The following is a 25,263-nucleotide window of genomic DNA, read 5'->3' on the forward strand; positions in this document are numbered from 1 at the left end:
GTGACGTCGGCAACACGATAGTGCAACGTCGATTTCCCACTCTTGGGCGATGGGTGACCACGGCAGTCCCGACCTGGTCGGGAACGTGCTGACCCACTGCCCGTACTGCTCGCTGCAGTGCGGCGTACGGATGCGGCCGGCGCCGCCCCGACCGCCCGTCATCGAGCCAGCGGACTTTCCCACCAACCGGGGCGGGCTCTGCGCCAAGGGCTGGAGCGCGCCGGAACTGCTCGACCACCCCGACCGACTGCTCACCCCGCTGGTGCGCGCCGACCCGGCCGACCGGCGCAGCCCGCTGCGCCCGGCCAGTTGGGACGAGGCCCTCGACCGGATCACCGCCGCCATACAGACCAGCCAGCACCGGTACGGACCGGCCAGCGTCGGCCTGTTCGGCGGCGGCGGGCTGACCAACGAGAAGGCGTACCAGCTCGGCAAGTTCGCCCGGGTCGGACTGCGTACCCCGCACATCGACTACAACGGCCGGTTCTGCATGTCGTCGTCGGCCACTGCCGGCAACCGGGCCTTCGGTATCGACCGAGGCCTGCCGTTTCCGCTGGCCGACATCGCCGACGCCCGCGCGGTGCTGGTTGTCGGCGGCAACCCGGCCGACACCATGCCACCGGCGATGCAGTACTTCGACGCCGGCCGGGCCGCCGGCGCGGTCCACATCGTCGCCGACCCGCGCCGCTCGGCGACCGCCCGGGGCGCCGGCATCCACCTGCCGGTGGCGCCCGGCACCGACCTGGCCCTGGCCAACGGGCTGCTGCACATCGCCATCCGGGCCGGCCACGTCGACCAGGCGTACATCCGGGACCGGACCACCGGGTTCGACGCGGTCCGCACCGCCGTCGCCGGCTACTGGCCGGACCGGGTGGAACGGATCACCGGCGTGTCCGAGGAGTTGCTGCAGCGTACGGTGCACGCGCTGGCCACCGCGCCGACCGCGATGATCCTCACCGCGCGCGGTGCCGAGCAGCACAGCAGCGGTACCGACACCGCGCAGGCGTACATCAATCTCGCCCTCGCCCTCGGCCTGCCCGGCCGGCCCGGCAGCGGCTACGGCACCATCACCGGGCAGGGCAACGGCCAGGGCGGCCGGGAACACGGCCAGAAGGCCGACCAGCTGCCCGGCTACCGGCGCCTCGACGACCCGGCCGCCCGCGCCCACGTCGCCGCCGTGTGGGGCGTCGACCCGGCCGACCTGCCCGGCCCCGGGGTCTCCGCCACCGAGATGATCGACCGGATCGGCACCCCCGACGGGGTGCGCACGATGCTGGTGTTCGCCTCGAACATCCTGGTCTCCGCGCCGGACCGGGACCGGGTCGCCGACCGGCTGGCCGCGCTGGACTTCCTCGCCGTGTCGGACATCTTCCGGTCCGAGACGGCCGCCGTCGCCGATGTGGTGCTGCCCACCGCCCAGTGGGCGGAGGAGGACGGCACCATGACCAACCTGGAGGGTCGGGTGCTGCGCCGCCGCCGGGTGCTGCCACCACCGGACGGGGTACGCGACGACCTGAGCGTGCTGGCCGCGCTCGCCGACCGGCTCGGCCGGGGCAAACACTTCTCCACCGACCCGCAGACCGTCTACGACGAGCTGCGCCGGGCCAGCGCCGGCGGGATCGCCGACTACGCCGGCATCAGCTACCAGCGGATCGAGGCCGAGGACGGGGTGTTCTGGCCGTGCCCGGCCGGCGGCCATCCGGGTACGCCGCGACTGTTCACCGAACGGTTCGCCACCCCCGACGGGCGCGCCCGGTTCATCCGCGTGGAGCACCGGGATCCGGCCGAACTGCCCGACCGCAGCTACCCGTACCTGCTCACCACCGGCCGAATAATGGGCCAGTACCAGAGCGGCAACCAGACCCGCCGCTCGCCGTCGCTGGCCAGCACCGCCAGCGACCCGAAGGCCGAGATCCACCCGGACCTGGCCCGCCGGCTCGGCATCGGCACCGCAGACCTGGTCGAGTTGACCACCCGCCGGGGCCGGGCGGTGTTCCGGGCGTACCTGACCGAGCACATCCGGCCGGACACCGTCTTCGTGCCGTTCCACTGGGGCGGCACGGCCAGCGCCAACGCCCTGACCGATCCGACGTTGGACCGGCACTCCCGGATGCCGGCGTTCAAGGTCTGCGCGGTGGCGGTCCGCCGCTTCGCCGGACCCGACGGAGCCGGCCGGGCCACCACCGGCCCGGTCGGAGCCGGCCCGAGCAGCGCCGCCCCCGACGATTCCGCCACCTGACGAAGGGACCCACGATGCAGTCGACCCCACGTTTCCTGCAAGGAGTGTTCGCGTTCGACGGCAAAGGGTTGGACACGCCGCTGCCGTTGGATGGCAGCCTGCGCTACACGGTGCCGGACGGGCTGGTCACGCAGACCGTCTACTTCCGGGGCGGCAACAGCAGCGGCGAGCTGGTCTACGTCCTGCTGCTGCGCGACGGCGACCCGATGCGCTACTTCCCGATCGGCGCCCGCGACGCGGTGCACGTGCCGTTGCGGGTCGTCGAGGACCTGGTCGCCGGCACCGTGGTGGAGCTGCAACTCGCCGCGCCGGAAGGCGTCACCGGCACCGTCGTGCTCGATCTCGGCCTGGTGGAGGTGTGAGGTGACGCAGCGACGACCGCGACTGGTGGTGGTCGGCAACGGCATGGCCGGTGCCCGTACCGTCGAGGAGATCATCGACCGGGTCGGCCCGGATCGGTACGACATCACCATGTTCGGCGCCGAACCGTACGGCAACTACAACCGGATCCTGCTGTCCAACGTGCTCTCCGGCGCCGAGGAAGAGGACGGCATCTTCCTCAACAGCCTGCCCTGGTACCAGGAGAACGGCATCGCCCTGCGGGCCGGGGTGGAGGTGACCCGGATCGACCGGTTCGCCAGGGTTGTTCACGCCGTCGACGGCACCGTCACCCCGTACGACAAGTTGGTGATCGCCACCGGCAGCGTGCCGTTCGTGCCGCCGATCGACGGCGCCCACCACCCACGACGCGGCTTCCACCAGGGAGTGTTCACCTTCCGCACGCTCGACGACACCCGGGCGATGATCCGCTACGCCCGCGACCACGAGCGGGCGGTGGTGATCGGCGGCGGCCTGCTCGGCCTGGAAGCCGCCCGCGGCCTGCAGCAGTACGGCGTGTCGGTGACCCTGCTGCACGCCGCCGGGCACCTGATGAACGCCCAGCTCGACGCCACCGGCGGAGACATCCTGCGGCGCAGCGTCGAACGGCTCGGTATCGACGTGGTCACCAAGGCCCGCACCGAGCGGATCCTCGGCCGGGACGCCGTCGATGGGGTCCGGCTCGCCGACGGGCGCACGTTCGCCGCCGACATGGTGGTGATCGCCGCCGGAATCCGACCCAACACCACGCTCGCGCAGGTCAGCGGCCTGCCGGTGGAGCGGGGCATCGTCGTCGACGACCACCTGCGGGTGCTCGACGAGCCGGACATCTACGCGGTCGGTGAATGCGTGCAGCACCGAGGGCAGACGTACGGCCTGGTTGCGCCGCTGTGGGACCAGGCGAAGGTGCTCGCCGGGCAGCTCACCGGCACCGACCCGACGGCGGCGTACCACGGCTCGCGGACCGCGACCAAGCTGAAGGTCGCCGGGGTCGACGTGGCCGCCATGGGGGTGACCGCGCCGGAACGCGACGACGACGAGTTCGTGGTCTTCGCCGAACCCCGGCGCGGCGTCTACAAGAGCGTGGTGGTCCGCGACGACCGGCTGATCGGTGCCACCCTGGTCGGCGACGTCGGCAAGGTCGGCTTCCTGATGCAGGCGTTCGACCGGGGTTCGCCGCTACCGGAGGAGCGGGTCCGGCTGCTGTTCGACCTCGGCGGGCCGTCGGCCGAGGTGTCCGCCGCCGAACTCGACGACGACGCCCAGGTGTGCAACTGCAACGGGGTCAGCAAGGGCACGCTGGTCGCCACCGTCGCCGGCGGGGTTCGCACGGTGACCGGGGTGATGGACGCCACCCGGGCCGGCAAGGGCTGCGGCTCGTGCAAGAGCCTGGTCGGCCAGATCGTCGAGTGGGCGGCCGGCGGCGAGGTCGGGGAGGACCCGGCGGCCAACTGGTACGTGCCCGGGGTGCCGATGGACAAGCCGACCCTGATGGCCGAGATCCGCGCCCGTGGGCTGCGCAGCGTGTCGGCGGTCTTCGAGGCGCTCGCCGACGGCCGCGAGGACGCCAGGAGCAAGATGGGGCTGGTGTCGCTGCTGCGGATGATGTGGGGCGACGAGTACGTCGACGAGCGCGGCGCCCGGTTCATCAACGACCGGGTGCACGCCAACATCCAACGCGACGGCACCTTCTCGGTGGTGCCGCAGATGAAGGGCGGCTGCACCACCCCGGCCCAGCTGCGCCGGATCGCCGACGTGGCCGAGAAGCACCAGGTGCCGTTGGTCAAACTGACCGGCGGGCAGCGCATCGACCTGCTCGGCATCCGCAAGGAGGACCTGCCGCAGGTGTGGGCCGACCTGGACATGCCGTCCGGGTACGCGTACGGCAAGAGTTTCCGGACCGTGAAGACCTGCGTGGGCAGCGAATTCTGCCGGTTCGGCCTGGGTGACTCGACCGCGCTCGGCATCGCGATCGAGGAACGGTTCCAGGGGCTGGAGGCGCCGGGCAAACTCAAGCTGGCGGTCACCGGGTGCCCGCGCAACTGCGCCGAGGCGTACGTCAAGGACCTCGGGGTGGTCGCGATCGAGGGCGGCCGTTGGGAGATCTACGTCGGCGGCGCGGCCGGTGCCCACGTACGCAAGGGCGACCTGCTGGCCACCGTCGACGCGCCGGATGAGGTGATGACGCTGACCGGCCGGTTCCTGCAGTACTACCGGGAGAACGCGAACTGGCTGGAACGCACCTACGCGTTCGTGCCCAGGGTCGGCGTCGACCGGCTGCGGGAGCTGATCGTCGACGACGTCGACGGGCTCGGCCCCGGACTCGACGAACGGATGGCGGCGGCGGTGGCCGGCTACCGGGATCCGTGGCGGGAACGGGACGCCCCGGCGACCCCGGGCCAGTTCCGGACCGCGTTGCCGCTGGTGCCGCTGCCGGCGGTACCGGTCCGCGCCGAGAGCAGCCGGTCGTGACCGCGGTCGAGGACAGCCGGCTGATCGAGCACCGGATCGGACCCGGCGACGACATCCCACCCGGCGAGGGCCGGGCCTACCCGGTCGCAGGTGACCTGGTGGCGGTGTTCCGGCTGACGTCGGGGCAGTTGCGGGCGGTGGCGGCGGTCTGCCCGCATGCCGGCGGCCCGCTCGCCGACGGGCTGATCGACGCCGAGGTGGTGATCTGCCCGCTGCACCAGCACGTCTTCGAGCTGGCGACCGGGTGCTCGCGCACCGGGCAGCCGGCACTGCGCAGCTACCCGGTCCGGCAGGACCCAGCCGGCACGGTGTGGGTGTCGGTGCCGGCGGCACGGGTTCCGGTACCGCCTGCCGGTGGCGCCGGCCGGTAGATCTCACAACGTCGGGGCCGGCCCGGTGCGAACCATGACCACGCTCCGACATCACCGTTTTCCACGCCAGGAAACATTCGGTTCATAACCTGACTCCCCAATGCCACCCCGGTAGACGTCCGATCATCGCCGATCCGGAAACGTCGCTCGGCAGCATCTCGATCGCCACCCTACGGCACCCGATGGCTAAGGAGCCAACCTGATGGCCAACGAGACAGTCAACGCGGAGACCATCGAGACCCGCCCGCAGGAGAACCGGAAACGGTGGATTGCGCACTGGGAGCCGGAGGACCCCACCTTCTGGCGTACGGTGGGCCGGCCGGTGGCCCGGCGCAACCTCATCTTCTCCATCTTCGCCGAACACATCGGCTTCTCGGTGTGGCTGCTCTGGAGCATCGTGGTGGTGCGGCTGAGCAGCGCCGGGTGGGACCTCAGCGTCAGCCAGACGCTCTGGCTGACCGCCGTACCGAGCGGTGTCGGGGCGTTCCTGCGGCTGCCGTACACCTTCGCGGTGCCGATCTTCGGCGGCCGCAACTGGACGGTCGTCTCCGCCCTGCTGCTGATCATCCCGTGCGCCGGTCTCGCCTGGGCGGTCAACAATCCGGAAATCGGGTACGGCACCCTTCTGATGATCGCCGCGACAGCCGGATTCGGCGGCGGAAACTTCGCATCCAGCATGGCCAACATCTCGTTCTTCTACCCGGAACGGGAAAAGGGCTGGGCGCTCGGCCTGAACGCCGCCGGTGGCAACATCGGCGTCGCGGTGGTGCAGTTCCTGGTGCCGAAGGTGATCGTGCTCGGCGGCGGGCTGGCGCTGTCCCGGGCCGGCCTGATGTACATCCCGCTGGCGGTCATCGCGGCGGTCTGCGCCTACCTCTACATGGACAACCTGGCCGAGGCGAAAGCGGACGTCGAACCGGTCTGGTCGTCGTTGCGCCACCCTGACACCTGGATCATGTCGCTGCTCTACATCGGCACGTTCGGCTCGTTCATCGGCTACTCGGCGGCCTTCCCGACCCTGCTGAACGCGGTGTTCAACCGGCCGGACATCGCGCTCGGCTGGGCGTTCCTCGGCGCCGGGATCGGCTCGGTCGCCCGGCCGCTCGGCGGTCGGCTCTCCGACCGGATGGGCGGCGCCCGGGTGACCGCGGCCAGCTTCGTCGTCCTTGCGGCCGGCGCCTACGCCGCGCTGTGGGCGGTGCAGCAGCAGAACCTCGGCGTCTTCTTCGTCAGCTTCATGGTGCTGTTCGTCGCCACCGGCATCGGCAACGGGTCGACGTACCGGATGATCTCGAAGATCTTCCGGGTGAAGGGTGAGGACCGCGGCGGCTCTGCGGAGACGATGCTGCGGATGCGCCGGGAGGCGGCCGGCGCGCTCGGCATCATCTCGTCGGTCGGCGCGTTCGGCGGCTTCCTGGTGCCGATCTGCTACGCCTGGGCCAAGTCGACGTACGGCAACATCGAGCCGGCGCTGCGCTTCTACGTCGTGCTGTTCGTGGTGATGCTGGCCGTCACCTGGTTCGCCTATCTGCGGCGGGGTTCCCGGATGGCGCAGGCCGGCGTCTAGGATCGGGCGTCGTGCGCGTACTTCTCATCGGTAGCGGCGGACGCGAGCACGCGCTCGCGTCCAGCCTGGCCGCCGACCCCGCCGTCGACCAGTTGATCGCCGCTCCGGGCAATCCGGGCATAGCGGCGGTGGCCGAGCTGCGCCCGGTCACCGCCACCGACCCGCAGGCGGTCGCCGCCCTCGCCGTCGAGGTGGCGGCCGACCTGGTCGTGGTCGGTCCGGAGGCACCGCTGGTCGCCGGGGTCGCCGACGCGGTACGCGCCAAGGGCATCGCCTGCTTCGGGCCGTCCGGCGCGGCCGCCGTACTGGAAGGCTCCAAGAGCTTCGCCAAGGACGTGATGGCCGCCGCCGGGGTGCCGACCGCCCGCGCCGTGACCTGCCGGAACGCCGACGAGGTGGCCGCCGCGCTGGACGCCTTCGGCACCCCGTACGTGGTGAAGAACAACGGGCTGGCCGCCGGCAAGGGGGTGGTGGTGACCGACGACCGCGCCGCCGCCCTCGCCCACGCCGACTCCTGCGGGCAGGTGGTGGTCGAGGAGTACCTGGCCGGGCCGGAGGTGTCGCTGTTCGTCGTCACCGACGGCACGGCGGCGGTGCCGCTGCTGCCGGCCCAGGACTTCAAGCGGGTCGGTGTCGGCGACACCGGCCCGAACACCGGTGGCATGGGTGCGTACGCGCCGTTGCCGTGGGCACCGCCGGACCTGGTCAACCAGGTGATGACCGAGGTGGTGCACCCGACGCTGGCCGAGATGCGCCACCGGGGCACCCCGTTCGCCGGGCTGCTCTACGTCGGGCTGGCGGTCACCGCCGCCGGCCCCCGGGTGATCGAGTTCAACGCCCGGTTCGGCGACCCGGAGACCCAGGTGGTGCTGGCGCTGCTGGAGACCCCGCTGGCCGGCCTGCTGCACGCGGCGGCGACCGGTACGCTCGCCGACCACCCGCCGCTGCGCTGGCGGGACGGGGCAGCGGTGACCGTGGTGCTCGCGTCGGCCGGCTACCCGGCGGCGGCCCGCACCGGCGACGTGATCACCGGCGATGTGATCACCGGTGCCGGGCAGGCCGGGATCAGCCACGCCGGCACCGCCCGCGACGCCACGGGGCAGCTCGTCTCGGCCGGTGGTCGGGTGCTCAGCGCCACCGGAGTCGGCGCCGACCTGGTCGGCGCGCGGGACGCCGCGTACCGGCTGCTGGCCGGGGTCGACCTGCCCGGTGGGCACTTCCGGGCGGACATCGCCCTGGCCGCCGCCGAAGGCCGGATCACCCTGCCCTGACCCGGGTGCCGGATCACCCCGTGCCGGCCGGATAGCGGCCCGCCTGGCGGGTACGCCCCGGCGCATGGGGACGAGCTACCAGGACGTACTGGACAGCCTGAACGAGCTGGACTTTCCCGCCGACAAGGAACAGATCGTCGCGGAGGCGCGGCGGGTCGGCGCCAGCCCTGGCGTGGTACGCGCGTTGCGCGGCCTGCCGCCGGTCGAGTACGCCAACCGGGCGGAGGCGGCCCGCTCGGCGCACATCGACGCCGCGCCGGAGCAGGACCCGGCCCAGCGGGCGGCGCGGGCGCGGTTCCGGGACCACCAGCGGGTGGCCCAGCATCTGCGCCAGCCGTAAGTGCCGGGGTTCACCAAGTCCGGGCCGGGGGGGTCAGCTGCCCGAGGGCCGGGGCAGGTCCCGGGTGACAACCTTGCCGGCGGCGTTGCGCGGCAGCGCCGACAGGAAGATCACGTGCCGGGGGACGGCGAACCGGGCGCGGTAGCGGCGCACGTACTCCTGGACCGCCTCGGCGTCGAGCGTCTCCTGCGGATGCAGCACCAGGTACGCGGCGAGCCGCTGGCCGTACTCCGGGTCGGGCAGGCCGACCACCGCGGCCTCGCGTACCTGCGGTAGCTGGGCCAGCAGGTCGGCGACGTCGGACGGGAAGACGTTCTCCCCGCCGGAGACGATCATGTCGTCGGCCCGGCCGCCGACGAAGAGCAGCCCGTCGGCGTCGACGTGGCCGAGGTCGCCGGTGCCGAGCAGCCCGTGCCGGCGCTCGGCCGCGCCGTCGTCGCTGGTGGTGTAGCCGTCGAAGAGCAGTTCGTTGCCGACGAAGATCTGCCCGACCTGTCCGGTCGGCACCGGTTCGCCGTCCGGCCCGAGCACCGCCAGCCGGGTGCCGTACGGCGGACGGCCGGCGGTGTTCGGTGCCCGGCGCAGGTCGGCCGGGGTGGCGATGGCCGCCCAGGAGACCTCGGTCGACCCGTACAGGTTGTAGAGCACGTCGCCGTAGCGGTCCATGAACCGGGTGGCGATGCCGCCGCCGAGCGCCGAACCGCTGACCGCGACCACCCGCAGCCCGGTGGGCCGCTGCCCGGTGGGCCGCTGCCGCGGCGCCGGTACGTCGTGCAGCAGCCGTTGCAGCATCACCGGTACGGCGAACAGCGCGGTGCAGTCGTGCCGGTCGACGGCGGCCAGCGCGGCGGCCGGCTCGAAGCGCCGGTGCAGCACCACGGTGGCCCGCAGCGCGAACGCGATCTGCAGGGCGGCGTACCCCCAGGTGTGGAAGACCGGTGTGGCGATCATGATCCGGTCGTGGACCCGCAGCGGGATCCGGTCGATGATCGACGCCAGCGGTCCGAACCCGGTCGGGGTGCGTCGCCGGGCACCCTTCGGAGTGCCGGTGGTGCCCGAGGTGAGCACGATGGTGCGGCCGTCGCGGCGCGGCGGCTCCAGCCGGGTGTCCGTCGGAGCGTCGCGCAACAGCTGCGCCACCCGGGTCTCGTCGACCCGGACCACCCCGGTGTCGACCTCGACCACCTGCTCGCCGAACTCGCGGTCGTGCAGCAGCACCCGCAGCCGTTGCTCGTCGGCGACGGCGGCGAGCTGCGGCCCGGCCAGCCCGGTGTGCAGCAGTACGGTGTCCGCGCCGAGTAGCCCGGCGGCGACCATCGCGGCCACCATGTCGGGGTGGTTGCGGCAGAGCAGGCCGATCCGGTCCCCGGCGGAAACATCCAGTGCGGTACGTAGCGCTCCGGCCAGCCGCTCGGCGCGGTCGAGCAGCTCTCGGTAGGTCAGCTGTTGTCCGCCGTCGTCGATCAGCGCGACCCGGTGCGGATCGCGGGCGGCGGCCTGGCGCAGTTCGCCGACGAGGGTGAACCCCCAGCGACGCAGTGCGGCGAGTTGGGCGACGGTCCGCACCGGCGAGCCGGGGGTGAGCACCCCGCGTCGGGTCAGCGTGGAAATCAGGAACGGCAGGTCCACCGGCACACACCCCCAGCTGCGGGCGTGACCGGTCGGAGGGATGGTCGACCCCGCTGATACAGGACACGTATCAGGCGGGGCTACGGATCGGCGGTCAGCTCTTGGGGATGTCGAACAGGTTGGGGATCTGGGCGGCGAGTCCGAGATCGCCCTTTGCCTTGAGTTTGCCGGTCATGAACATCATCATCGGGTTCGCGGTGCCGGCGACGACCTTGAGGAAGTCGACCGGTCCGAGGGTCAGGCTCAGTCGCGGTTCGCGCTCGGCGGTCGGGGAGACCACGCAGGTGCCGTTGTCGACGACGATCTCGTAGGTGTCGGTGCCGCCGTCCGGCCGGCCGGTGATGTTCCAGTGGATCACCGCGCTGGTGGCGCCGGCCTTCTCCGGACGGAACAGGGTGGGCATCCGGTTGAACACCTCGTCGAGGACCTTGCCGCGCAGGTCGCCCTGCATCACCTCGGCGATCTTGGAATCCGGGGTGGTCTTGACCAGCTTGCTGAACTCCTTGGCGTCGATGGACGCGAAGTTGGCCGGGTCGAACTCGGTCATCGCATACCCCTCCAGATCGGAACGTCGGGCCTACCTTAGCGTAATGTTACGCGTCGGTAGGTTTGGCCGGTGGGCTTGACGTAGATCGGGCAGGTCAGCCCGCCAGCAGCTGGTCCGTCGCGCCGGTCAGCGATCCCGGGTCCTCCTCGTAGCGGTCGTGGTACGGCCACTCGGTCTCGACGAGGCCTACCGGGCCCGGCGCGATCACCAGCCATCCCCGCTTCCATTCGCCGCCGTTGCCGGTCGCCCGCCGCTGGGAGACGAAAATCTGAACGCGCAGCCCGTGCTCGATCAACCCGAGCCAGTCGGCGAGCCGCTCACGAAAGGGATCGCCCGGATAGTCGTTCATCGCGAGGTTGACCTCGACAACGCCGCCGGACTCCAGCTTCCGGGGCACTTCCCGGAAGAATTTCTGCAGGATCGGTTCACCGGCCTCGAGGAGGTCAACGAACTCGTTGCCCTCCTCGTTCGTCGGTGAGTTGAAGACGATCCGGGAGAACCTTCCCTCGGCTGGCTCGAACAGGTCCCCCTCGTCGAAGGTGGCATTCGTCAGCCCGTTGAGTGCGGCGTTGAGCCGGGACAGGGCGACGGCACGCGGGTTGACGTCCAGCCCGAGAACTGCGTCGTACCGGTCGGCGAGAACCAGGGAGAGCACCCCGGAGCCGCAACCCATGTCCAGCGCACGGCTGCCGCCGCGGCCGAGCATCAGCCGGATCAGCAGGTCCGCTTCCCAGAGCGGGTCGATGTACCAGCGGTGTTGTACGTCCTCATCGACGTCCGGGTCAGTCAGCACCACGACGCCGTGCAACTGGTGGCCGCGCAGCGGGGACGACAGCTGCCGACCGTCGTCGAGTGCGATGCCACTGTCCAGCAGCACTCGCCGGCAGTCCGCGCCGATCTCGGCGGCCAGTTCGTCGGGGTCGACGGCGGTGCCGCAGAGCAGATCGGCCAGGGGCGTCTCCCGCCCGCCGCCGATCACCTTCCGCATGGCGTCGCCGAGTTGCTGAAGTGCCGCAGTGTCGGCACGTTCCGGGTGAATGGCTGAACCACCGACGATCATGCGCTACTCCCGGGAGTTGGTTCCAGAGCTGGGACGGAGGCGGAGGTCGACCAGAAGACCTCCTGGCGTAGCGGCCCCTCCCATGCCAGGAAGTGGGGATGGTCCACGGCAAGACCTGCCAGCTGCGAGGCGTGGCAGCGGAGCATGGCGATCTTCAGCCGCATGGTGGGGTCGTCGAGGCGGGCGATCCGTGGGCTTGCCACGTCCACGAGGTGGGCGAGGGTGGCCAGCTGCGGCTCCCACCGGTCGGTGGTAGGGCGCTCGGAATCGGGTGCGTCCCAGCCGGAGCCGAACGCGTACGGGCAGTCGGCGTAGAAGATCAGCGGGCAGTCGGCGTCGGCTCCGGCGACAGCGGCCAGAACAGCGTCCCGGGTGCCGACATGGTCTGGGTGGTCACCGATACCGACCGGGATCCACAACCGCACGTCCCGCCGGATCAGGCAGGTGAGTGCCGACACCACCATTTCCGACGGGAAGCCGCTGCGGTACGGCGCATCCGGGACCGGAAGGTGCATCACCGGGTTACCTGCGACCGCCGCGGCGGCACGATCCTCGGCGGCCCGTCCTTTGGCGGCGGCGGGACCCGACTCGAAGCCACACAGACGGTCCCACTCCTCATGACTTTCCTCATGGGCCTCGGTCGGCGCGCCGCCACACACGGTGACTAGGAGTGTGGAGCGCCCGGCATGCAGTGCCGAGGTTGCCGAGAGCACGCCATCGTCGAAATGCGGCGAGACAACGATGTCCGTTATCGCCGAGTAGTCCTGATCGGGCATTCAGCGCCTTTTCGAGGGATGGTGGGCGGAGGCCGGGTCGGACCGTTTGAAGCGATTGTGGCAGCGGATATCCCCAAGCGAGGTCGACTTTGTCGGGTGGCGGCGAAAGTCCGGCGGGGTTTGATACTAAGATGGAGCCGAATGAGCGTCAAGCAATCCGATGGCGGCTTTGTCGGTGCCCGATATGGGCGGTTCACGCATATCTGCCAGTATGTCCGTACGATTTCAATTGGTGCGGATCTCTCGGTACGAAGTGGAATCTGCACTGGTGGCCGTACGCCTCGGTCCGACCGCGCCGATCCGGGCCCGGATGCCGTCAACTGCCTGGACTGCGCAGCCAGTGAGTGGTCCCGCCGCCACCGCCCGACTCCTGTACCTGCCGGTCACCACGCCTGGTGCCAGGGCGCCGTTTCGGGCAGCAGTCGTCCGGTGCACCCGTCCGCAGCGCCGGTTGTCGGCCCGATGGGCGGCGCCTGCGATCGAGGTTGCGCGGCAGCGCGCCTGGTAGGTGCGCCGACCACCTGGCTGGCGAGGGCCATGGCGGTGGCGGTGGAATGCCGGAGCAGTCGGGAATACGTTAAGTATCGGACGCGTCCACGTGGGTGCGGGCAGACCGCCGATTCCGGGTTGAGTCGGCCGGCTAAACTGCTCATGTGGACGTTTCCCAATCCCGCTGTTAAAGTCAGGGCCGGGTGTACGCCTCGTAACGTTGGGTGGCGATGCGATCGACCGATGGCGATGCCGCTGGCCGGTGCCGAGCTGCCTGGCCGCCGATGTGCATGTGCATGACGTTGAGTGCGTCATTCATGCTCGCCTCACAGTGCCGTGCGTGGACCGGAGGGCGCACGTAGACCGAGGGTAGTCGATCGGTGTATTTGGGAATGTGCCATCGCCGCCCTGGCCAACGAAAGCCCTCTTGACTGTTTAGGTCACATCTGATTTCGAGAGTCGAGGGAAATGGCCATGAAGAATTTCCGATTAGCTTCCCTGGTCGAACGTATGTCGCGCGGAGGGCCGCCGACCGCGCTCGACCCGACGGAGCGTTCCCGGATGTCGCGTGGGACGAAGACCGAGATCGACTGGACCGGGATTCACAATCCGGACTTCGTCGCACTCGGGCTCGGTGGAACCAACATGATGGCGATGTTGTGGTCGGTCGCCAACGGTCGCCGGTGCGTCGGCGTCGAGCTGCGCGGCGACCCTTCCCTCGGTGTCCACTGGAACATCCGGGAAGACTTCTGGCATCATCTCGGCCTGATCGACCAGCTGATGCTGGCTCGGTACGGCGAGGAGCGCATTCCCCGCAAGGGCGACGGCCGGCTCTTCAAGCTCCGGGAGACGTTCTACAGTGCGGTCACCGATCCCGGCGACGTGTACGCCGACGAGATCATCGCCGGCGGTGAGGATTCGCACGTATCGGGGCTCATTCACCACACCGAGTTCATCGACGACCGGTGGTCGGCAGGCAAACCGGAACGGGTGCTGACCGTTCTGCAGCCCGCCAAACCACCGGCCGAGCACGACCCGAGCAAGGTCGGGCGGGATGTCCTCGAGGTCCTCGACGGTCCGTCCACCTTCCAGGCCGGTGCCTCCGAGGTGCTGATCATGCTGCGCCGTTACCTCGAGTTGATCGAGGAGATGGACATCGCCGCAGGCGTCCCGCCGCGGGTGCGCCTCTTCCTCTCCCACCGGGTCGCGATCGGCGACGAGGGGGACGGCGACGGCTTCCTCAAATGGATGCGGCAGGAGGACGGGTTCGTCAGCCTGCCGGACGGGCGCAAACGACTGGTCATCGAGGAGGTCCAGGAGCTTGACTACCGCGGCCGGTACCGCCGGATCCGCAAGCCAGGCACCCCGCTGATCGACCTGGGCGTCCCCGAGTTGTTCATGATCGCGCAAGGCTTCGACAGCAGTGACGCCGACCGCCTCGGCTTCCGTCAGGAGGATGTCGCGGTCGACCACCACGACGGGCGAGGGCCGGTCGTCGCCCAGGCCGACTACCTCGCGGGCTACCTCGAGTTGCACGTCGGCGGCCGGTTGCGGCGGCGGATCGCGTCCGAGTTCGACCGCGAGGGGAACGAGTACTGGGTTCGCCAGATCGCGGTAGGCCACGAGGACGACCCCGAGGTGGGCTGGATTCTGGTCCAGGTGCCGGACTTCAAGACTTTCGACCCGATCCTGGCCGGTCTGGTCCCTGCCGGCACACCGAAACGGGCCAAGGAGTACCTCAACGCGTATCAGCAGTTGTTGCGCGAGTTCTACCTGGAGCAGGTCTCGCTGATCACCGAGATCCCGGTGGCGGAGCTCGACAAGGTCCAGGCTCCTTACGGTCCGAAGCTGTTCAGCCTGGTGGAGAGGATCGGCGCCGATGCACTGGTAGCCGCCAACGGCGTCGTGGCCGGCGACTCCTTCGGCAACGGCCACTTCATGACCAGCGGTGGTGCGATCACCGGCATGGTGGGGCACGGCTCCCGGGTGCTGCGGTACTGGCAGGCACGTGACGCCGGGATGGACCGGTCAGCGGCGATCCGGGCCTTGGCGGACCAGATCAAGGCCGACACCCTCGGTTGGCTCCAGGCCAGCGCCCAGGAGTTCAGCCAGGCCGTGCCGATCAACTTCGGCGAGGAGCGGATCAAGGAGATCGAGAAACAAAGCGGACGTGCCTCCAGCGAACGGGCGAACACGATCGACGCGACCCGTCGGCACCGGCATTCGCTCGTGCCGCTCGACCCGTCAGACTGGCGACGCCTCTCGGTACGTAGCGGTCGCCTGCACAGCAGCGAACTACCGCCGCTGATGACGACCCATCCTGAACAGCGGCGGGTCATGCCCGCAACCGAAGATGACGCATCAACGGGTGGCGACATTCGGGAGACCGTCGCGGTCGGGGCCGGTTCGGAATCGTGAGCCTGCTCAGCCAACCCCGCGGCGACTCCTATGGCGGTTCGGGCGAGACGGTCGTCGTGCGTGAAACAGCACGGCCGCTGCGGAGCCTGCGGGAGCGGCAGCTCGCGCTGGTCGTGCTCTGCGTAGGCGTGCTGATTTCCGTTGTCGACGGCTCTGCGGTATATGTCGCCCTCCCGTCCATCCAGGTCGGCCTGGGATTCTCCCAGGCCGACCTGGCCTGGGTGGTGAACGCGTACCTCATTCCCTTCGGCGGGCTGTTGCTCTTCGCCGGCCGGCTCGGTGACCTGATCGGAACGAAGCGGGTCTTCCTCAGCGGCCTCGGCCTGTTCACCGCCGCGTCGGTCGTTTGCGGTCTGGCGAATGACCAGGCCGTGCTGATCGGAGCACGGTTCATGCAGGGGGTGGGTGGCGCGTTCACCACCGCCGTCGTGCTCAGCATGATCGTGACCATGTTCCCGAAACCCAGGGAACAGGCCCGGGCACTCGGCTTCTACGCCTTTGTGGCTGCGTCCGGAGCCGCGCTCGGCCAATTGGCAGGCGCAGCCCTGACTGCGTCGTTGAGCTGGCACTGGATCTTCTTCGTCAACGTCCCGATCGGGCTTGTCACGATTCTTTCGGCGGTCCGGCTGCTGGACAACGTCCGTGACGTGACGGCCGGTGACGGGATCGACTGGATCGGCGCGTTGGCCCTGGTCGGCTCGTTGATGCTGGCGGTCTCCGCCATCGTGCAGGCCGATTTCAGTGAGCTCCGGACGACGCTGCTCGCCGGTGCGGCGCTGCTGCTGATGGCTGTGTTCGTCCGCTGGCAGCGACGGGCCCGAAATCCGTTGATGCCCGGCGCGATACTTCGCGCCCGCAACGTCGCCTGGTCGAACATCGTCCTGGCCCTGATGGTCGCCGGGCCGACTGCGATGTTCTTCCTCTGCGCCCTCTACCTGCAGAACGTTCTCGGCTTCACGGTGATGGAACTGGGCTTCGCGTTCGTGCCGGCCGCCATCGCGATCGGGGTCGGCTCGTTGAAGATCGCTCCCCGGCTCGCCCGTAAGCGGGACGCCAAGACGTTGCTTCTTCCCGCGATGGGTCTGATGGCCGTCGGCCTGCTGCTGCTGGCCCGAATCCCGACGGAGGGCAACTACTGGATCGACGTACTCCCGGCATTGCTGCTGATTGGTACCGGTTCCGGCCTTGCGACACCCCCCGTGTTGCGGATCGCCCTGGCTGACGCCACGCTCAAGGACAGTGGGGTTCGGTCCGGCCTGCTCAACACCACCCAGCAGCTGGGGTCTGCGATCGGACTGGCGGTGCTGGCCCCAGTAGCGGCCAACATCACGCAGTCAGCCATAGCCCGAGGTGAGTCGACGGCCGCCGCATTGACCGACGGTTTCCAGATGGCGTTTCTGGTCGGCTTCGGCACCATGGCCGTAGCCATGCTGCTCGCCGCCTTCGCGGTGGAGAGCGAGGTACCCAGGACTGCGCCCGACTCGCTGGACGAGACGGCATCGACGCCGCCGACCCGGCAGGTCGACCCGACCGGCGCTGCCGATCCGGACTTCCTCGCGGTGGGCCTGGGCGGCACCAACATGATGTCGATGCTCTGGACGATCGCAAGCGGCCGACGGGCGGTCGGTGTCGAGCTGCGGGGTGACCCGTACCTGACGCTGATGCAGTGGAAAGTCCGGGCCGACCTCTACCACCATCTGGCGGTCATCGACCGGATGATGCGTGAGCGCTACGGCCCGGAGGGCATTCCACGCCGGATCGACGGGAATCCGTTCATCCTCCACGAGGTCTTCTACCGGCCCGATGCCGAGGACGGCGCCGAGGCCCGGGCCGACGAGATCCTGTACGGATGGGCTGACTCGTGCGTCGGGGGACACGTCGGCACAGCGGAGTTCGTCGACGACAGGTGGGTGGACGAAAAGCCGCATCGGGCCGTCACCGTCACGCACCCGGCAGCGCCGTCCCTGGACCCGGACCTGAATCCGGAAACCGTCGGACGCGAGATGGACGAGGTCTTCGCGGAGTCCCCCGCCTTCCAGGTCAACGCGGAAGATCTGCTGATCATGCTACGTCGGTACCTGGAGGAGATAGAACGGATGGACCTGGCTGCCGGTCGGGAGCCGAGGTGCCGCCTCTTCACCTACCACCGGGTGGCAGAGCCGAGCCGGCCGAGCGGATGGCGGCGCTGGCTCCGCCGGGAACCGGCCCAGGACCATGGGTTCGTCCGAGGCTCGGACGGTCGGCTGAGGGTTCAGATCGAGGCCATCCGGGAGATCGACGAGAAGGGCAGCTACCGACGGATCCGGGCCCGAGGCACCGAACCTGTCGATCTCGGCAGCCCCGGTCTGATCATGATCGCTGAGGGGGTGGAGAGTGCCGACGCCAGTCGACTCGGGTTCACCCAGGAGATCGTGACGATCGACCATCAGGACGGACGCGGTCCGGTCGTGGCTCAAGCCGACTACATCGTCGGACTGATCGCGGTAAACGTCGGGGCGAACTCCCGTCAGCGGATAGCCTCGACCTTCGACAAGCAGGGCAACGAGTACTGGGTGCGGCAGATCACGCTCGGGCACGACGGCTTCAGCGAAACCGGCTGGACGATCCTGGAGGTACCGGACTACCGGACTTTCGATCCGATCCAGGCGGGCATGGTGCCGGCCATCACCCGTCAGGACTCCGCTGAGTACTTCGGAGCGCACCGCTACCTGATCCGGGACTACTTCCTGGACCAGGTGCCGCTGCTTACCGAAATCCCCCGCCAGGAGCTTGTTCGTACCCTCAGCCTCGCCACGCCAAAGCTGGTCAGCAATGTCGAGCGGATCGGGCGGGACGCGTTGGTCGCCCCGAACTGCGTGGTCGCCGGAGACTCGTTCGGAAACGGCAGTTTCCTGCTCAGTGAGGGCTCCGCAACGGGCATGATCGGTCACGCATCCCGGGTTCTGCGCTACTGGCAGGACCAGGACGAGGGAGCCAGCCACGGTACTGCCGTGCGTCGACTCGCCGACGGCATCCGCGAGGACACCGCTGCCTGGCTGCGAGCCAGCGAGGCGGACTTCGCCCAGCCGGGGCATGCCCGAGCGGGCACCGATCCGCGGACCGGCACGCGGCTCGATCCGCTGGCTCGGGAACGGATTCTCGAGGAGACCAGACGGCACCGCCGGTCCATCGTCAGGACCAGCAACCGGCTGGACGACTTCGGTCGACTGAACGTCTTTCCTGGCCGGCTGCAGATTCTCGGCCTGCGTCCGCTGCATCCGATGCCGCCCGAAGCACGCAACAAGCAGACGGACGAGCAGGCAGAGATGGCAACGGCTGCTACGGCGAGCCGCGACGGCCGGCCGGGAGATCCCGTGACGGCAACTGAGGAACAGGCCGGAATGGCCGCCGATCAAGGGGACCGGACGAGCGAGTCCCGGGTTTGAACATGGAGGTGGTCGGGTCGGCCTCTGCGGCGACCCGACCACTCGTAGAGCCCCGACCCGCTCAGTCCTCGCCTCGGTAGACGCAGCCGGACGTGCAGGTCTCCCGAACCGTCACGGCCGACAACGGCAACTGACCGACAAGTCGCTGCCAGATCCATCGGGCCAGCACTTCGCTCGTCGGGTTCTCCAGTCCTGCGATCTCGTTGAGGTAGCGGTGGTCGAGTTGCTCGCGGACCGGTGCGAACGCCTGCTTGAGGTCGCCGAAGTCGATCACCCAACCGGTCTGCGCTCCGACCTGGCCACTGACGTGCACGGTGATCCGGTACGAGTGTCCGTGCAGGCGGGCGCACTTGTGTCCCTCGGGCACGTACGGCAGCCGGTGCGCGGCTTCGAAGGTGAACTCCCGGAAGATCTCCATCAGGCAATCCCTATGTACTTGTGAGTCTGCAAACTCAGAGACCACTGTGGATGATCCAGGCAGTACCGCACTGCGGCCGAGGTATTGGCGACCCGGTCCGGGCCGTCCATCGGCTGCAGCAGAAAATGGCCGAAGTCGAGGTGCTCGAAGCGAGCCGGGTCGGCCTCCGGCTGGGGAAAGACGAGCTTCAAGTCGTCACCCCGGGTGAGTACCACCTCCGCGCCGGCCTTGGGGCTGACACATATCCAGTCGATGCCTGCAGGCGCGGGCAAAGTGCCGTTGGTCTCGACCGCGACCTCAAAGCCTGCTTCGTGCAGGGCGGTCACGGCCGCCTCGTCCAGCTGCAGCAGTGGTTCGCCGCCGGTGCACACCACATACCGTCGGCTGCGGGGGTGTGCCCGCCCTTGCCAAGCCTCTGCGACGGCGGCGGCCAGATCGGCGGCGGACGAGAATCGCCCGCCCCCGGTGCCGTCGGTGCCGACGAAGTCGGTATCACAAAAGCGGCAGATCGCACGATGCCGATCGCGTTCTCGCCCGGTCCAGAGGTTGCAACTGGTGAAGCGGCAAAAGACGGCGGGGCGACCGGCATGCGTACCCTCGCCTTGGAGGGTGTAGAAGATCTCTTTGACCCGGTACACGCCGATCATCCGTTGCCGGACAGGGCAGGGTCGATCATGCCGAGTTCAGCGAAACCGCGTCGCCGGAGCAGGCAGGAGTCGCAGCTGCCGCAGGCCCGGTCGTCGACCGGGTCGTAGCAGCTGTGTGTCCAGGCGAAGTCGACACCCAGCTCCAGACCCCGCTGGATGATCGCGGCCTTGGTCAGCCGGATCAGCGGGGTGTGGATGCGCAGCCGCTGCTGCCCCTCGACGCCGGCCTTGGTGGCGAGGTTGGCCATTGCCTCGTACGCGGCGATGTACTCCGGGCGGCAGTCCGGGTAGCCGCTGTAGTCCAGCGCGTTCACTCCGATGAAAATGTCGGAGGCGTCCAGGGTCTCAGCCCAGGCCAGTGCGAACGAGAGGAAGATCGTGTTGCGTGCCGGTACGTACGTGACCGGGATGGTGTCGCCCATCTCGTCGGCGTTCGTACGGTGCGGTACCGCGAGCGCGTCGTCGGTCAGTGCCGACCCACCGAAGGCCCGCAGGTCGATGTCGGCGACGATGTGCCGGGCCGCGCCGAGCGCCTTCGTCACGCGGGCGGCGGCGTCAAGTTCGACGGTGTGGCGCTGCCCGTACCGGAAACTGAGCGTGTGGGCCCGGTAGCCCTCGTGTATCGCGATCGCGAGCGCCGTCGTGGAGTCGAGGCCGCCGCTGAGCAGCACCACGGCATTACGCGTCCCCGTCGGCACGTACTCCGCCACCTTCCGCCCTCGTCTATCAGCACAGGTCTACCCGGCTGGCAAGCATACCCAGCGTGCCGCCAGAGCCCCGATCAGGGCCAGCGCCCCGGGCGGGGGACCACGCCGGCCGACTCGCCGTGATCCGGTGGACCGGGCGCGCCCTGCCGCAACTGTCCAGCGAAGCAGCGTGCCGGGACCTTTGGGTGCTGGAATTCAGGCAGGAATTCACTGCGTCAAGAACCGCCGCAATGCCGACCGTCGTGCCTCAAAATGGACGTATTCGATCATTGGTGCGGCATCAACCGAATGCGCTCCGGAACTGCGATGACGCCAGCGTTCGGATCAGTCACCATGCTCGACGCAGAGCTGTCGAATTTGACTGGCGACAAATCCTAGGTGAGTCTCGATCATCTGTCAAGCTCCAGTTTGTGCTGTCAAACTGTTGAGCCTTGATCTCTCGGCATCTAAAGTGATCCAGAGATCGACTCACGACCGTGTGGGGGGACGGATGCGGGCGCTGCAGTTCCATGGTGGACACAAAGCCCAGATTGTAGACCTTCCTCAGCCGAAGGCTCCTCCTGGTTGGGCAGTCGTGAAGGTGCACTACTGCTGTCTCTGTGGCAGCGACCTATGGCTGTTCCGTGGCAAGTGGCACGGTAACCGGTACCCGATCGTGCCCGGCCATGAGTGGGCCGGTGTGGTGGATTCCGCGCCGGACGGTCATGAGTCCTGGGTTGGCCGCGCGGTCACGGGTGATCTGATCGTCGGCTGCCAGGTCTGCGGGCCATGCCGCGACGGGTTGCCGGTGATGTGCGAGAACCTCGTCGAGATCGGCTTTACCGTGGACGGCGGCTGCGCGGGCTACGTCGCGGCTCCGCTCGCCAACCTCTATCCCCTACCGGACGGGATGGACCTGGCCGCGGCGAGCCAGGCCGAACCACTCGCCGTCGCCCTGCACGCGGTGGACCGGATCAGCCTCCGCCCTGCCGAGCGGGTGGCCGTACTGGGCGCCGGCGGTATCGGCCAGCTGCTCATCCAGGCGGCTCGCGCGACCGGGGCAACGGTAACGCTTGTCACCGACCTGGTTGCCGAGCGCCGCAAAGTCGCCGAGGAGAGCGGAGCCGTCGTTTCGGTCCATCCCAGCGAGCTACCGGAACTCACCAACTACGCGGACAAGGTGGACGTCGTGTTCGAGGCGTCCGGTGATCCGGAGTCGGTGGTCCGCGCGCTCGACCTGGTCCGCCCCGGGGGCCGGGTCTGTCTGGTGGGCTACCAGGTGGGTGCCGAACACCCACTGGAGACCGCACGGCTGCCGTTGTCGTACGCCAGTATGGTCGGCGTGATGGGACCGGGCGGCAAGTATCGGGAGGCCGTGGAGCTCATCGCGGACGGCGCGATCGATACTCGGCGGATTCTCACCGATATTGTCCCGCTCGACGAGTATTCCCCGGCCATCGACCGGGCGATCAACCGAACCGGTAGCACGATCCGGGTCGTCTTCGACCTCCGGGAGGAGTAGTACCGCCTGGTTCGAGTCTCGATTGGGCCCTGCCCTCAGGTCAAGACGGAGTAGACAGGTGGAGTTGGCAGCAGCACACCCGACCGGGGCGCCCCTGGTGCTTGTCGGGCATGAGCGGGGCGTGATCAGCGCGGCTTTTCACCCTGCGGATCATCTGGTCGCCACCAGCGGCGAGGACGGCACCGTAAGGCTCTGGGACGCAGGTACCGGTGAGCCGGTCGGTCACCCGCTGGCCGGACACACCGATACGGTCTGGCTGGTGGCCTTTCACCCTGATGGCAGGTTGCTGGCCAGCGCGAGCGAGGACCGGACCGCTCGGCTCTGGGACCTCACCACCGGTCGGCAGGTCGGCCGACCCTTGTCCGGCCACACCGCCAGCGTCTACGGCTTGGCGTTCCATCCCACCGGAGAACTCCTGGCCACCGGCAGCGCCGACCACACCGTCCGGCTCTGGAGGGTGCCTGGTGGCGACCCAGTGGGGAGTCCGCTGACCGCGAGCCAGGACGAGATCGACGGGGTGGCCTTTCACCCGGACGGTCACCTGATCGCATCGACTGGCGACGCGCTTCGTTTGTACGACACCGCCACCGGCTGTTTGGTCGGCAAACCGCTGGTCGGCCACTCGAAGGGCACGGTCAGCGTCGCCTTCAGCCCGGACGGAAGGCTTCTGGCCAGCGGATCCGACGACCGAACCGTTCGGATCTGGGACTACGCGGTGGACGGGTCGGCGGCCGACCCGCTGGTCGGGCACACCGACGCGGTGGACGGGGTGGCGTTCCATCCGGATGGTCGTTTGCTCGTCAGCGCAGCCGAGGACTGCACCGTACGGGTCTGGGACGTCGGGAGCGGGCGAGAGATCGGGCAGTTGGCGACTGGACACACCATGCCGGTGTGGAACTTTGCCTTCGACCGGACTGGCGCACGCATCGTCACGGCCAGCCAGGACGGTACCGCACGGATCCTGCCGTTTCCGACATTTTCATAAGAGCAAAATAGCCGCTGGTCAGCCCTCATCTCCTGACCAGACAACGGAAGGACCACCACATGGCCTGGACCGCCCCTACTGTCGACCGGAAGCCGGATCCCGCATCGGGCGACGAAGCCACCGTACTGGCGGGTTGGCTCGACTACCACCGGGACACTCTGCTGCTGAAGTGCTCGGGCCTGACCGCGGAGCAGTTGACGACCAACAGCGTCCCGGTGACCAATCTGACCCTGCTCGGTCTGCTGCGTCACATGACCGAGCTGGAGCGGTGGTTGCGTAGCCTCCTCTCCGGGGAGACGATCGATGATCCGTACTCGACGGAGGAGCGTCCGGACGCTGCCTTCGACGACGTCGCGACGGCGGATGTGCAGGCCAACTTCGAGCTCTACCTACAGGAAGTGGAGCTGACCCGCAAAGCTTTCCTGCTGCGCGACCTGGATGACACGTACGAGGACGAGGGCGTGGTACGGAACCTGCGGGCCACGGTGGTGCACATCCTTGAGGAGTACGCCCGGCACAACGGCCACGCGGACCTCATCAGGCAGAGCATCGACGGCGCGAAGGGCGACTGACCAGCCGTGGCGCGTCACCGGTGGGCCGCCAGGTTCACTCAAAGCTGGCCGGTCACGTAGTCCACACACTCCGCCAAGCTCCAACCGTTCGGCCGCCCTGGGAGCCCGTCCATCTGGCAGAAGGCCGACTGCACCCGGTCGAGCTGGGTGACCTCCCGCCCGACGAGGTCGGGCCGGGAGGCCGCCATCGCGGTGAGCGCGCGGCCGAGTCTGTCGAGCGCGTCGTCGACCACCTCGTCCCGGAAGCACGCCGAGGGATACTGCTGGTCGGACGGTTCGAGGATGAGTCCTTCGGCCAAGGCGTGCGGCAGGAGGATCTCCTCTACCTCTGGAGCGCAGACGAACTGGAACGCGGCACCGGTCCCGGCCATCTCGATCGGCAGGTCGTGGGCATCGATCAGCTTGGTGGCTTCGGACACGAACCGTCCGCCATCGGCGCCAAGCCGGGCCTGGACGTCCAGCTCGGTCAGCCGGTCGAGGGTTGCCGCGGCGGCCGCGAAGCTGGGTGCCTCGAAGGTGAGGGTCGAGACGAACTCGGCGAGCGGGTCCATGAACCGTTCATCCCCGGCCACGCAGGACAACGGCCAGCCGTTGCTGATGCCCTTGGCGTAGGTGTAGATGTCGGCCTGGACCCCGGCTCCGTTGACCGAGGCGCCCCGGAGCATGCGGTAACCGTGCTTCACCTCGTCGGCGATGGTCACCACCCCGGCCCGCTGGCACCGGTGGAACAGATCGGCGATGTACTGCGGCGAGACATGGATGTAGTCCGGTGCGATGATGACCGCGGCGAGTTCGTCGGCGTGCTCGTCGAGCACCCTGTCGAGCAGTTCGGGCAGGTGGTAGCAGTGCAGCACGCCTTCCGAGTTCGGCTGGCCCGGCGGGGTGAACTCCCACATCAGGTCGTAGCCGTGATAGCCGCAGCTGGCGATCAGTCGTCGGCCGGTGACCTGACGCGCGGCCGAAGCGGCTGCCCGGGTCGCCGCCGTGCCGGTCTTGAAGAACGCCACGCGCTGCTCACCGGGGAGGTCTCCGGCGATCTGCTCGGCTAGCCGGTTCTGCAGCTCCAGTGAGGCGGCCGCTGGCAGACCGGTGCGTACCGCCGCGAGAACGGCGGAGGTGACCACCGGGTCCTGGTGCCCGAGCAACACGCTGCCGAAGGAGTTGGAGAGGTCGACGAGGCCACGACCTGCGGCGTCGTACACGTACGCTCCCTCGCCTCTGACGAGGGTGAGGTCCCGTGCCACTTCGTACGGCGTGCAACCATCAGCATTGGCTATTCTCATCAGGAAGACCTCCGGCTCGTCCTGCGCCCCTCGGCCGGTTGTGGGCGACACCTGGAAATCATAGGGGCCAAATTGGCGAACCGCGAGAGCTTGCTGGGGAGTGGCATCCTAGGGGCGGCATCTGGTGACTGTCCGCTATTGTCCTCCCAGCTTGTCCACTATGTAGCT

The 25,263-nt window shown here is 69.0% G+C and carries 20 protein-coding genes; 12 read left to right on the forward strand and 8 right to left on the reverse strand.

Features of this window, described 5'->3' with window-relative positions; translation table 11 throughout:
• Positions 1–49 precede the first annotated feature (49 nt).
• The 7 genes from O7553_RS27795 (at position 50) to O7553_RS27825 (ending at position 8,638) form a co-directional block, all read left to right on the forward strand.
• Complete coding sequence (locus tag O7553_RS27795; RefSeq protein ID WP_281552505.1) at positions 50–2,239, forward strand: molybdopterin oxidoreductase family protein; 2,190 nt, start codon at positions 50–52, stop codon at positions 2,237–2,239.
• Between the two features lie 14 nt (positions 2,240–2,253).
• A complete protein-coding gene (locus O7553_RS27800) occupies positions 2,254–2,601 on the forward strand; it encodes a molybdopterin oxidoreductase (RefSeq protein ID WP_281552506.1) in 348 nt (115 codons plus the stop codon).
• Position 2,602: 1 nt separating this feature from the next.
• Positions 2,603–5,089, forward strand: a complete 2,487-nt coding sequence (gene nirB / locus O7553_RS27805) for a nitrite reductase large subunit NirB (protein WP_281552507.1) — start codon at positions 2,603–2,605, stop codon at positions 5,087–5,089.
• Entirely contained in the window at positions 5,086–5,460 is a 375-nt protein-coding gene (locus tag O7553_RS27810; RefSeq protein ID WP_281552508.1) for a Rieske (2Fe-2S) protein, read from the forward strand. The genes nirB and O7553_RS27810 overlap by 4 nt, the downstream gene beginning before the upstream one ends.
• Before the next feature lie 202 nt (positions 5,461–5,662).
• Positions 5,663–7,027: a nitrate/nitrite transporter gene (locus O7553_RS27815; RefSeq protein WP_281552509.1), complete on the forward strand. Its 1,365-nt coding sequence runs from the start codon at positions 5,663–5,665 to the stop codon at positions 7,025–7,027.
• Between the two features lie 11 nt (positions 7,028–7,038).
• Positions 7,039–8,298 carry a phosphoribosylamine--glycine ligase gene (gene purD, locus O7553_RS27820; protein ID WP_281552510.1) on the forward strand — a complete coding sequence of 420 codons (1,260 nt, stop codon included), beginning with the start codon at positions 7,039–7,041 and terminating at the stop codon, positions 8,296–8,298.
• 64 nt (positions 8,299–8,362) lie between these two features.
• A complete protein-coding gene (locus tag O7553_RS27825; protein ID WP_281552511.1) occupies positions 8,363–8,638 on the forward strand; it encodes a DUF2795 domain-containing protein in 276 nt (91 codons plus the stop codon).
• 33 nt (positions 8,639–8,671) lie between these two features.
• Here the strand turns inward: O7553_RS27825 and O7553_RS27830 are convergent, their stop codons facing one another.
• From O7553_RS27830 to O7553_RS27845, 4 genes are all read right to left on the reverse strand, one after another.
• A complete protein-coding gene (locus tag O7553_RS27830; protein WP_281552512.1) occupies positions 8,672–10,267 on the reverse strand; it encodes an AMP-binding protein in 1,596 nt (531 codons plus the stop codon).
• Between the two features lie 94 nt (positions 10,268–10,361).
• Complete coding sequence (locus O7553_RS27835; protein WP_281552513.1) at positions 10,362–10,814, reverse strand: SCP2 sterol-binding domain-containing protein; 453 nt, start codon at positions 10,812–10,814, stop codon at positions 10,362–10,364.
• 94 nt (positions 10,815–10,908) lie between these two features.
• Positions 10,909–11,874, reverse strand: coding sequence for a class I SAM-dependent methyltransferase (locus O7553_RS27840; protein WP_281552514.1), 966 nt, complete (start codon positions 11,872–11,874; stop codon positions 10,909–10,911).
• Entirely contained in the window at positions 11,871–12,650 is a 780-nt protein-coding gene (locus O7553_RS27845; protein WP_281552515.1) for a PIG-L family deacetylase, read from the reverse strand. Before O7553_RS27845 ends, O7553_RS27840 begins: the two co-directional genes overlap by 4 nt.
• Before the next feature lie 1,050 nt (positions 12,651–13,700).
• On the opposite strand from O7553_RS27845, the gene O7553_RS27850 reads away from it, so the two are divergent.
• Both O7553_RS27850 and O7553_RS27855 read left to right on the forward strand, forming a co-directional pair.
• A complete protein-coding gene (locus O7553_RS27850) occupies positions 13,701–15,557 on the forward strand; it encodes a hypothetical protein (RefSeq protein WP_281552516.1) in 1,857 nt (618 codons plus the stop codon).
• Positions 15,558–15,613: 56 nt separating this feature from the next.
• Positions 15,614–18,982 (forward strand): MFS transporter, encoded by a 3,369-nt coding sequence (locus tag O7553_RS27855; protein ID WP_281552517.1) that lies wholly within the window; start codon positions 15,614–15,616, stop codon positions 18,980–18,982.
• A gap of 61 nt (positions 18,983–19,043) precedes the next feature.
• On the opposite strand, the gene queD is transcribed toward O7553_RS27855, so the two are convergent.
• From queD to queC, 3 genes are read right to left on the reverse strand one after another with little or no spacing between them, the layout of a single operon-like run.
• Complete coding sequence (gene queD / locus O7553_RS27860; RefSeq protein WP_281552518.1) at positions 19,044–19,400, reverse strand: 6-carboxytetrahydropterin synthase QueD; 357 nt, start codon at positions 19,398–19,400, stop codon at positions 19,044–19,046.
• Positions 19,400–20,047 carry a 7-carboxy-7-deazaguanine synthase gene (queE, locus tag O7553_RS27865; protein ID WP_281552519.1) on the reverse strand — a complete coding sequence of 216 codons (648 nt, stop codon included), beginning with the start codon at positions 20,045–20,047 and terminating at the stop codon, positions 19,400–19,402. The genes queD and queE overlap by 1 nt, the downstream gene beginning before the upstream one ends.
• Positions 20,044–20,757: a 7-cyano-7-deazaguanine synthase QueC gene (gene queC / locus O7553_RS27870; RefSeq protein WP_281552520.1), complete on the reverse strand. Its 714-nt coding sequence runs from the start codon at positions 20,755–20,757 to the stop codon at positions 20,044–20,046. The genes queE and queC overlap by 4 nt, the downstream gene beginning before the upstream one ends.
• Positions 20,758–21,178: 421 nt before the next feature.
• On the opposite strand from queC, the gene O7553_RS27875 reads away from it, so the two are divergent.
• Genes O7553_RS27875 through O7553_RS27885 form a run of 3 tightly spaced genes read left to right on the forward strand, consistent with a single transcriptional unit; the run spans position 21,179 to position 23,812 of the window.
• Complete coding sequence (locus O7553_RS27875) at positions 21,179–22,255, forward strand: alcohol dehydrogenase catalytic domain-containing protein (protein ID WP_281552521.1); 1,077 nt, start codon at positions 21,179–21,181, stop codon at positions 22,253–22,255.
• Positions 22,256–22,313: 58 nt separating this feature from the next.
• Entirely contained in the window at positions 22,314–23,240 is a 927-nt protein-coding gene (locus O7553_RS27880; protein ID WP_281552522.1) for a WD40 repeat domain-containing protein, read from the forward strand.
• Positions 23,241–23,299: 59 nt separating this feature from the next.
• Positions 23,300–23,812, forward strand: coding sequence for a DinB family protein (locus O7553_RS27885; protein ID WP_281552523.1), 513 nt, complete (start codon positions 23,300–23,302; stop codon positions 23,810–23,812).
• A gap of 38 nt (positions 23,813–23,850) precedes the next feature.
• Here the strand turns inward: O7553_RS27885 and O7553_RS27890 are convergent, their stop codons facing one another.
• Positions 23,851–25,095 carry an aminotransferase class III-fold pyridoxal phosphate-dependent enzyme gene (locus O7553_RS27890; protein WP_281552524.1) on the reverse strand — a complete coding sequence of 415 codons (1,245 nt, stop codon included), beginning with the start codon at positions 25,093–25,095 and terminating at the stop codon, positions 23,851–23,853.
• Between the last annotated feature and the right edge of the window lie 168 nt (positions 25,096–25,263).

The sequence above is a fragment of the Solwaraspora sp. WMMA2059 genome (genome assembly GCF_027497315.1).
In the GTDB taxonomy this organism is placed as follows: domain Bacteria; phylum Actinomycetota; class Actinomycetes; order Mycobacteriales; family Micromonosporaceae; genus Micromonospora_E.

Coding starts and splice junctions, on each gene's coding strand:
- O7553_RS27795 (WP_281552505.1), top strand. CDS start 50: ATGGGTGACCACGGCAGTCCCGACCTGGTCGGGAACGTGCTGACCCAC.
- O7553_RS27800 (WP_281552506.1), top strand. CDS start 2,254: ATGCAGTCGACCCCACGTTTCCTGCAAGGAGTGTTCGCGTTCGACGGC.
- O7553_RS27815 (WP_281552509.1), top strand. CDS start 5,663: ATGGCCAACGAGACAGTCAACGCGGAGACCATCGAGACCCGCCCGCAG.
- O7553_RS27825 (WP_281552511.1), top strand. CDS start 8,363: ATGGGGACGAGCTACCAGGACGTACTGGACAGCCTGAACGAGCTGGAC.
- O7553_RS27835 (WP_281552513.1), bottom strand. CDS start 10,814: ATGACCGAGTTCGACCCGGCCAACTTCGCGTCCATCGACGCCAAGGAG.
- O7553_RS27840 (WP_281552514.1), bottom strand. CDS start 11,874: ATGATCGTCGGTGGTTCAGCCATTCACCCGGAACGTGCCGACACTGCG.
- O7553_RS27845 (WP_281552515.1), bottom strand. CDS start 12,650: ATGCCCGATCAGGACTACTCGGCGATAACGGACATCGTTGTCTCGCCG.
- O7553_RS27850 (WP_281552516.1), top strand. CDS start 13,701: ATGTCGCGTGGGACGAAGACCGAGATCGACTGGACCGGGATTCACAAT.
- queD (WP_281552518.1), bottom strand. CDS start 19,400: ATGGAGATCTTCCGGGAGTTCACCTTCGAAGCCGCGCACCGGCTGCCG.
- queE (WP_281552519.1), bottom strand. CDS start 20,047: ATGATCGGCGTGTACCGGGTCAAAGAGATCTTCTACACCCTCCAAGGC.
- O7553_RS27885 (WP_281552523.1), top strand. CDS start 23,300: ATGGCCTGGACCGCCCCTACTGTCGACCGGAAGCCGGATCCCGCATCG.
- O7553_RS27890 (WP_281552524.1), bottom strand. CDS start 25,095: ATGAGAATAGCCAATGCTGATGGTTGCACGCCGTACGAAGTGGCACGG.